Consider the following 4,642-nt stretch of genomic DNA (forward strand, 5'->3'; position numbering starts at 1 on the left):
AAGCTTTTTGAAAATGTAAATTCTGCAAATCTTCAAGATTGTCATGTAATTTAGTTTCAATATCTGCCAGCGATAAATCGTTTAATTCTTGTCTTTTCATCAGACTTCTCTGCGACCTACAATTTTTGTTTTAATCGGAAGCTTATGGGCGGCATTATGAAATGCTTCCTCAGCACCAACGCGATCAACACCCTCAACTTCAAATAGAATTCGTCCCGGTTTTACAACGGCAACCCAATATTCTGGAGACCCCTTACCTTTACCCATACGAGTTTCAGCGGGTTTCTTAGTGATCGGTTTATCCGGGAAAATGCGAATCCACATTTTACCAATCTTACGAATCACCCGGGTGATTGAAATACGGCAAGCCTCAATCTGGCGACTAGTAACCCACCCTGCTTCTACAGCTTTTAAACCGTAGGTGCCAAATGCAACATAGTCTCCACCCTTGGCCATACCTCTCCGGTTGCCACGATGGTGTCTGCGAAATTTAATTTTTTTAGGTTCTAACATTTATAATTACCTAGTCGATTCGCCGTTACATATCCAAACTTTAATTCCTATGATACCGTACTGAGTATGTGCTTCGGTAAGGACATAATCGATATCAGCGCGAAGTGTGTGCAAAGGAACGCGTCCTTGGGAAAATTTCTCACTCCGTGCAATTTCAGATCCGCCCAAACGGCCGGCCACATTAACACGAATACCTTCAGCTCCCATTCGCATGGTGGATTGAATTACTTTATTTACAACACGACGATATGAAACTTTTTTAGTCAACTGGTGTGCTATATTAGAACCAACTAACGCAGCATCCAACTCAGGACGCTTTACTTCAGAAATATTAATTTGAACACTTCTTTCAGTCAACTGTTTGATTTCTTCTTTCAAACGTTTGACCTCTTCCCCGCCTTTACCGATAACAATACCAGGTCGAGCAGTATGAATAGTTACCGTAACAGTTTTCGTTGTACGGCTAATTTCAACACGAGAAATACCAGCATTAGGTAATCGCGCTTTTAAATATTTTCGGATTCTTACATCTTCTTCCAACCCTGGCGCAAAAGATTTACCAGCAAACCATGTGGAACGCCAGCCTTTCTTGACCTGAAGTCTAAATCCTACTGGATGTGTTTTTTGACCCAATCCGGCCTCCTTAATTCTTCTCGTCAGACACAACGACAGTCAAATGCGCCGTTGGTTTGTTTAGTTTGGATATACGCCCCATGGAAGCCGCACGGAATCTTTTCATATGTGGACCGCCATCAGCATAGCATTCTTTAATGCGCAAATCATCAGGATTCACCTCGACGTCGCCTGCGGTATTCATCAAGTTTGCCACGGCAGATCGGACTGTTTTTTCAATCTGAACTGCTGCTTTTGCTTTGGAAAAATGAAGGTAGTTTAATGCGTCATCTACATCACGACCGCGAACTTCATCCAAAACGATACGGATTTTCCGCGGGGACTGACGAATTTGGCGGGTTATTGCTTTAGCTTCCATACTTACTATTTCTTCCTGTCACCAGAATGTAATCTAAATGTTCTTGTGGGAGCGAATTCACCAAGTTTATGCCCCACCATATTTTCATAAATAAAAATCGGTATAAATTTGTTTCCGTTATGAACAGCGAAAGTGTGCCCTACGAAATCAGGTGTAATCATTGAGCGGCGTGACCAGGTTTTAATCACCTTTTTCTTGCCACTATCATTCATTTTCTCGACTTTCAATTCAAGCTTGACGTCGACAAATGGTCCTTTTTTTAGGGAACGGGCCATCCTACTTTCTCCTCTTCACAATATAATCATTGGATTTTTTATTCTTTTTCCGTGTCTTATAACCTTTAGTTGGCTGACCCCACGGGGATACAGGATGACGACCACCGGATGTTTTTCCTTCTCCACCACCATGTGGATGATCGACAGGGTTCATCACAACTCCACGAACGGTTGGACGCCTACCTAACCAACGGCTTCGGCCAGCTTTTCCTGAAACAATCTGTTCATGGGATTTATTGCCAACTTCACCAACGGTTGCATAACAATTTTTACGTACGAGACGAATTTCGCCGGAAGGCAGTTTTAATGAGGTGAAATCACCGTCATGTGCCATCACTTGGGCAGCTGCACCAGCACTACGAACCATCTGGCCACCACGACCCGGTTCTAATTCAACATTATGAACAAACATACCAGTTGCTATTTTGCTGACAGGCAAGGCATTACCAATACGCAGTGGTGCGCTTTCACCTGATATAATATCATCACCAACCTTAATTCCAAACGGTGCGAGTATATATCGCTTTTCTCCATCTGCATAAAACAAAAGGGCGATGTTTGCCGAACGATTCGGATCATATTCAATAGAAGAAACTTTTGCAGGTATATCAAATTTATTACGCTTAAAATCAATAATCCGATAACGACGACGATGACCGCCGCCACGATGACGCACCGTGATTCTTCCTTTATTATTTCGACCACCTGTTTTGCGCAGTGCAGTCGTTAAACTTTTTTCAGGTGTACTTTTGGTGATTTCTGCGAAATCAGATCTGGAAGCAAAGCGGTTACCCGGAGTGGTCGGCTTTATGGCTCTTATTCCCATTATTCGGCCGATTCTCCTCTCAGAAGATCAATAGATTGGCCTTCTTTTAATGTAATAACTGCTTTTTTCCAGCTAGCGCGATTACCTTGCGTGCGGATTGTACGACCTCCACTGCGAACCGTCATGTTCTTTTCTTTACCAAGGCGGTTCATAGTAGCAACCTTTTCTACTTCGACATCAAATTTTTCTTCGATCGCCCGTTTAATCTCTATCTTGTTCACACCTTTAGATACCTGAAATGCGTACTTTCTTTCTGTTTCTTCTAAACGACTCATTTTTTCAGTAAACAATGGGCGGATAATAGTTTTTTGGTAAGACATTATGACTTCACCATTAATTGTTCATTTAACATTGATAATCCTGCTTTTTCAATCAATAGGATTTCACAATCTAACAGGTCATATGTACTTGCAGACGTTGCTTCAGTTACATAAATGTTTGGCAAATTACGCGCTGATAAGAAAACATTTTCATTATAGGAAGAAACCAATACACATATTTTCTTTCCTTCAAGACTCAATGCACTTAGCAATTGAGTGAAATTTTTAGTTTTCGCTTCAGAAACTGAAATTTCATCTACGACTACTAGATCACCATCACTGGCGCGTTGAGATAAAACCGATCGACGCGCTAATCGTCTCATTTTCTTTGGCATTTTTGTTTCGTAACCATGAGGCTGGGGACCAAATACAGTACCACCACCCTTCCAAAGAGGCGAACGGATTGTACCTGCACGGGCAGCACCACGACCTTTTTGCGCAAATGGCTTACGACCGCCACCACGAACTGCTGAGCGATTTTTAGACGCATGGGTTCCTTGACGGCTGTTAGCCAACTCAGCAACAACAGCTTGGTGAACCACACTTTTGTTTGGCACGATACCGAATACCGTATCATCAACCGTTACGGCTGATCCTTTACTACCATCTTGCTTTAATACATTTAACTTCATTTTTACTTCGTAATGTAAATAATTCCGTTGTTAGCTCCGGGAACGGCGCCTTTTAACAAAATTTGGTTTTTATCCATGTCAATAGAAACAACTTCGAGGTTACGAACAGTCATTCGTTTATTACCATACTGTCCGGCCATTTTCATACCTTTAAAAACACGAGACGGATCTGACGCCTGACCAATTGAACCGGCTGAACGAGGATGTTCTCTTTGACCGTGAGTTTTTGGACCTCCACCAAAACCGTGACGTTTCATCACGCCTGAAAAACCATGACCTTTAGTTGTTCCAGCTACATCAACATATTCACCTTCTTTAAATAAAGAAGCGCCAAAATACTGACCAGCTTTATAATCATAATCAGGTACCGGTACAAATTCAGCCAAAACGCGTTTAGCTTCTGTACCTGCTTTTTCAAAGTGACCATTCAAAGCTTTGTTCGAATGCTTCGCTTTTCTTTCACCAAATCCAACCTGAATGGCGTCATAACCATCGGAGGTTTTGGTTTTAATTTGTGTAACAACACATGGCCCAGCTTCTATAACAGTAACGGGGACAGCTTTTCCACCGTCAGTGAAGACCTGAGTCATGCCAATCTTTTTACCAATCAAACCGCGCATGATTAAACCTTAATCTCAATATCCACACCGGCAGGAAGATCAAGCTTCATCAATGCTTCTACTGTTTTGGGTGTTGAGTTTAAAATATCAATTAACCGTTTATGAATTTTCGTCTGAAACTGTTCACGCGATTTCTTATCTACGAAAGGCGAACGCAGTACAGTGTAAATCGTTCGTTTGGTAGGTAGTGGTATCGGTCCGGAAATAATAGCTCCGGTAGATTTTGCAGTTTTCACGATTTTTTCCGTGGACTTATCGATCAATGAATGATCGTAAGCCTTCAAACTAATGCGTATGGTTTGTTTAGCCACAGTTTATCCTTAACTATTCTACAATCTCAGTGACAACACCGGCGCCAACAGTATGGCCGCCTTCACGAATAGCGAATCGTAATTCTTTATTCATTGCGATTGGTGTAATCAATTCAACTTCTAATTCTACATTGTCACCCGGCATTACCATCTC

The 4,642-nt window shown here is 41.9% G+C and carries 10 protein-coding genes; all 10 read right to left on the reverse strand.

Annotated features, from left to right (window positions below):
- Window positions 1-99: 99 nt before the first annotated feature.
- Window positions 100-513 (reverse strand): 50S ribosomal protein L16, encoded by a 414-nt coding sequence (gene rplP / locus HN459_05110; GenBank protein MBT3478824.1) that lies wholly within the window; start codon window positions 511-513, stop codon window positions 100-102.
- A gap of 6 nt (window positions 514-519) precedes the next feature.
- Window positions 520-1,146 (reverse strand): 30S ribosomal protein S3, encoded by a 627-nt coding sequence (gene rpsC / locus HN459_05115; GenBank protein MBT3478825.1) that lies wholly within the window; start codon window positions 1,144-1,146, stop codon window positions 520-522.
- Window positions 1,147-1,156: 10 nt separating this feature from the next.
- Window positions 1,157-1,504, reverse strand: a complete 348-nt coding sequence (gene rplV, locus HN459_05120; GenBank protein MBT3478826.1) for a 50S ribosomal protein L22 — start codon at window positions 1,502-1,504, stop codon at window positions 1,157-1,159.
- A gap of 5 nt (window positions 1,505-1,509) precedes the next feature.
- Window positions 1,510-1,779: a 30S ribosomal protein S19 gene (gene rpsS / locus HN459_05125; GenBank protein ID MBT3478827.1), complete on the reverse strand. Its 270-nt coding sequence runs from the start codon at window positions 1,777-1,779 to the stop codon at window positions 1,510-1,512.
- Between the two features lies 1 nt (window position 1,780).
- Window positions 1,781-2,605 (reverse strand): 50S ribosomal protein L2, encoded by an 825-nt coding sequence (gene rplB, locus HN459_05130; GenBank protein ID MBT3478828.1) that lies wholly within the window; start codon window positions 2,603-2,605, stop codon window positions 1,781-1,783.
- A complete protein-coding gene (gene rplW / locus HN459_05135; protein ID MBT3478829.1) occupies window positions 2,605-2,925 on the reverse strand; it encodes a 50S ribosomal protein L23 in 321 nt (106 codons plus the stop codon). Before rplW ends, rplB begins: the two co-directional genes overlap by 1 nt.
- Window positions 2,925-3,557: a 50S ribosomal protein L4 gene (rplD, locus tag HN459_05140; GenBank protein MBT3478830.1), complete on the reverse strand. Its 633-nt coding sequence runs from the start codon at window positions 3,555-3,557 to the stop codon at window positions 2,925-2,927. Before rplD ends, rplW begins: the two co-directional genes overlap by 1 nt.
- Before the next feature lie 2 nt (window positions 3,558-3,559).
- Complete coding sequence (rplC, locus tag HN459_05145) at window positions 3,560-4,177, reverse strand: 50S ribosomal protein L3 (protein ID MBT3478831.1); 618 nt, start codon at window positions 4,175-4,177, stop codon at window positions 3,560-3,562.
- Between the two features lie 2 nt (window positions 4,178-4,179).
- A complete protein-coding gene (gene rpsJ / locus HN459_05150; protein ID MBT3478832.1) occupies window positions 4,180-4,488 on the reverse strand; it encodes a 30S ribosomal protein S10 in 309 nt (102 codons plus the stop codon).
- Window positions 4,489-4,501: 13 nt separating this feature from the next.
- Window positions 4,502-4,642: elongation factor Tu (tuf, locus tag HN459_05155; protein ID MBT3478833.1), on the reverse strand; the 141-nt coding region annotated here is incomplete at its 5' end.

The organism is Candidatus Neomarinimicrobiota bacterium (assembly GCA_018647265.1).
Lineage (GTDB): Bacteria > Fidelibacterota > Marinisomatia > Marinisomatales > TCS55 > TCS55.

Excerpts from the sequence above, each read along its gene's own strand:
- rplP (MBT3478824.1), bottom strand. The coding sequence starts at position 513 with ATGTTAGAACCTAAAAAAATTAAATTTCGCAGACACCATCGTGGCAAC.
- rplV (MBT3478826.1), bottom strand. The coding sequence starts at position 1,504 with ATGGAAGCTAAAGCAATAACCCGCCAAATTCGTCAGTCCCCGCGGAAA.
- rpsS (MBT3478827.1), bottom strand. The coding sequence starts at position 1,779 with ATGGCCCGTTCCCTAAAAAAAGGACCATTTGTCGACGTCAAGCTTGAA.
- rplB (MBT3478828.1), bottom strand. The coding sequence starts at position 2,605 with ATGGGAATAAGAGCCATAAAGCCGACCACTCCGGGTAACCGCTTTGCT.
- rplW (MBT3478829.1), bottom strand. The coding sequence starts at position 2,925 with ATGTCTTACCAAAAAACTATTATCCGCCCATTGTTTACTGAAAAAATG.
- rplD (MBT3478830.1), bottom strand. The coding sequence starts at position 3,557 with ATGAAGTTAAATGTATTAAAGCAAGATGGTAGTAAAGGATCAGCCGTA.
- rplC (MBT3478831.1), bottom strand. The coding sequence starts at position 4,177 with ATGCGCGGTTTGATTGGTAAAAAGATTGGCATGACTCAGGTCTTCACT.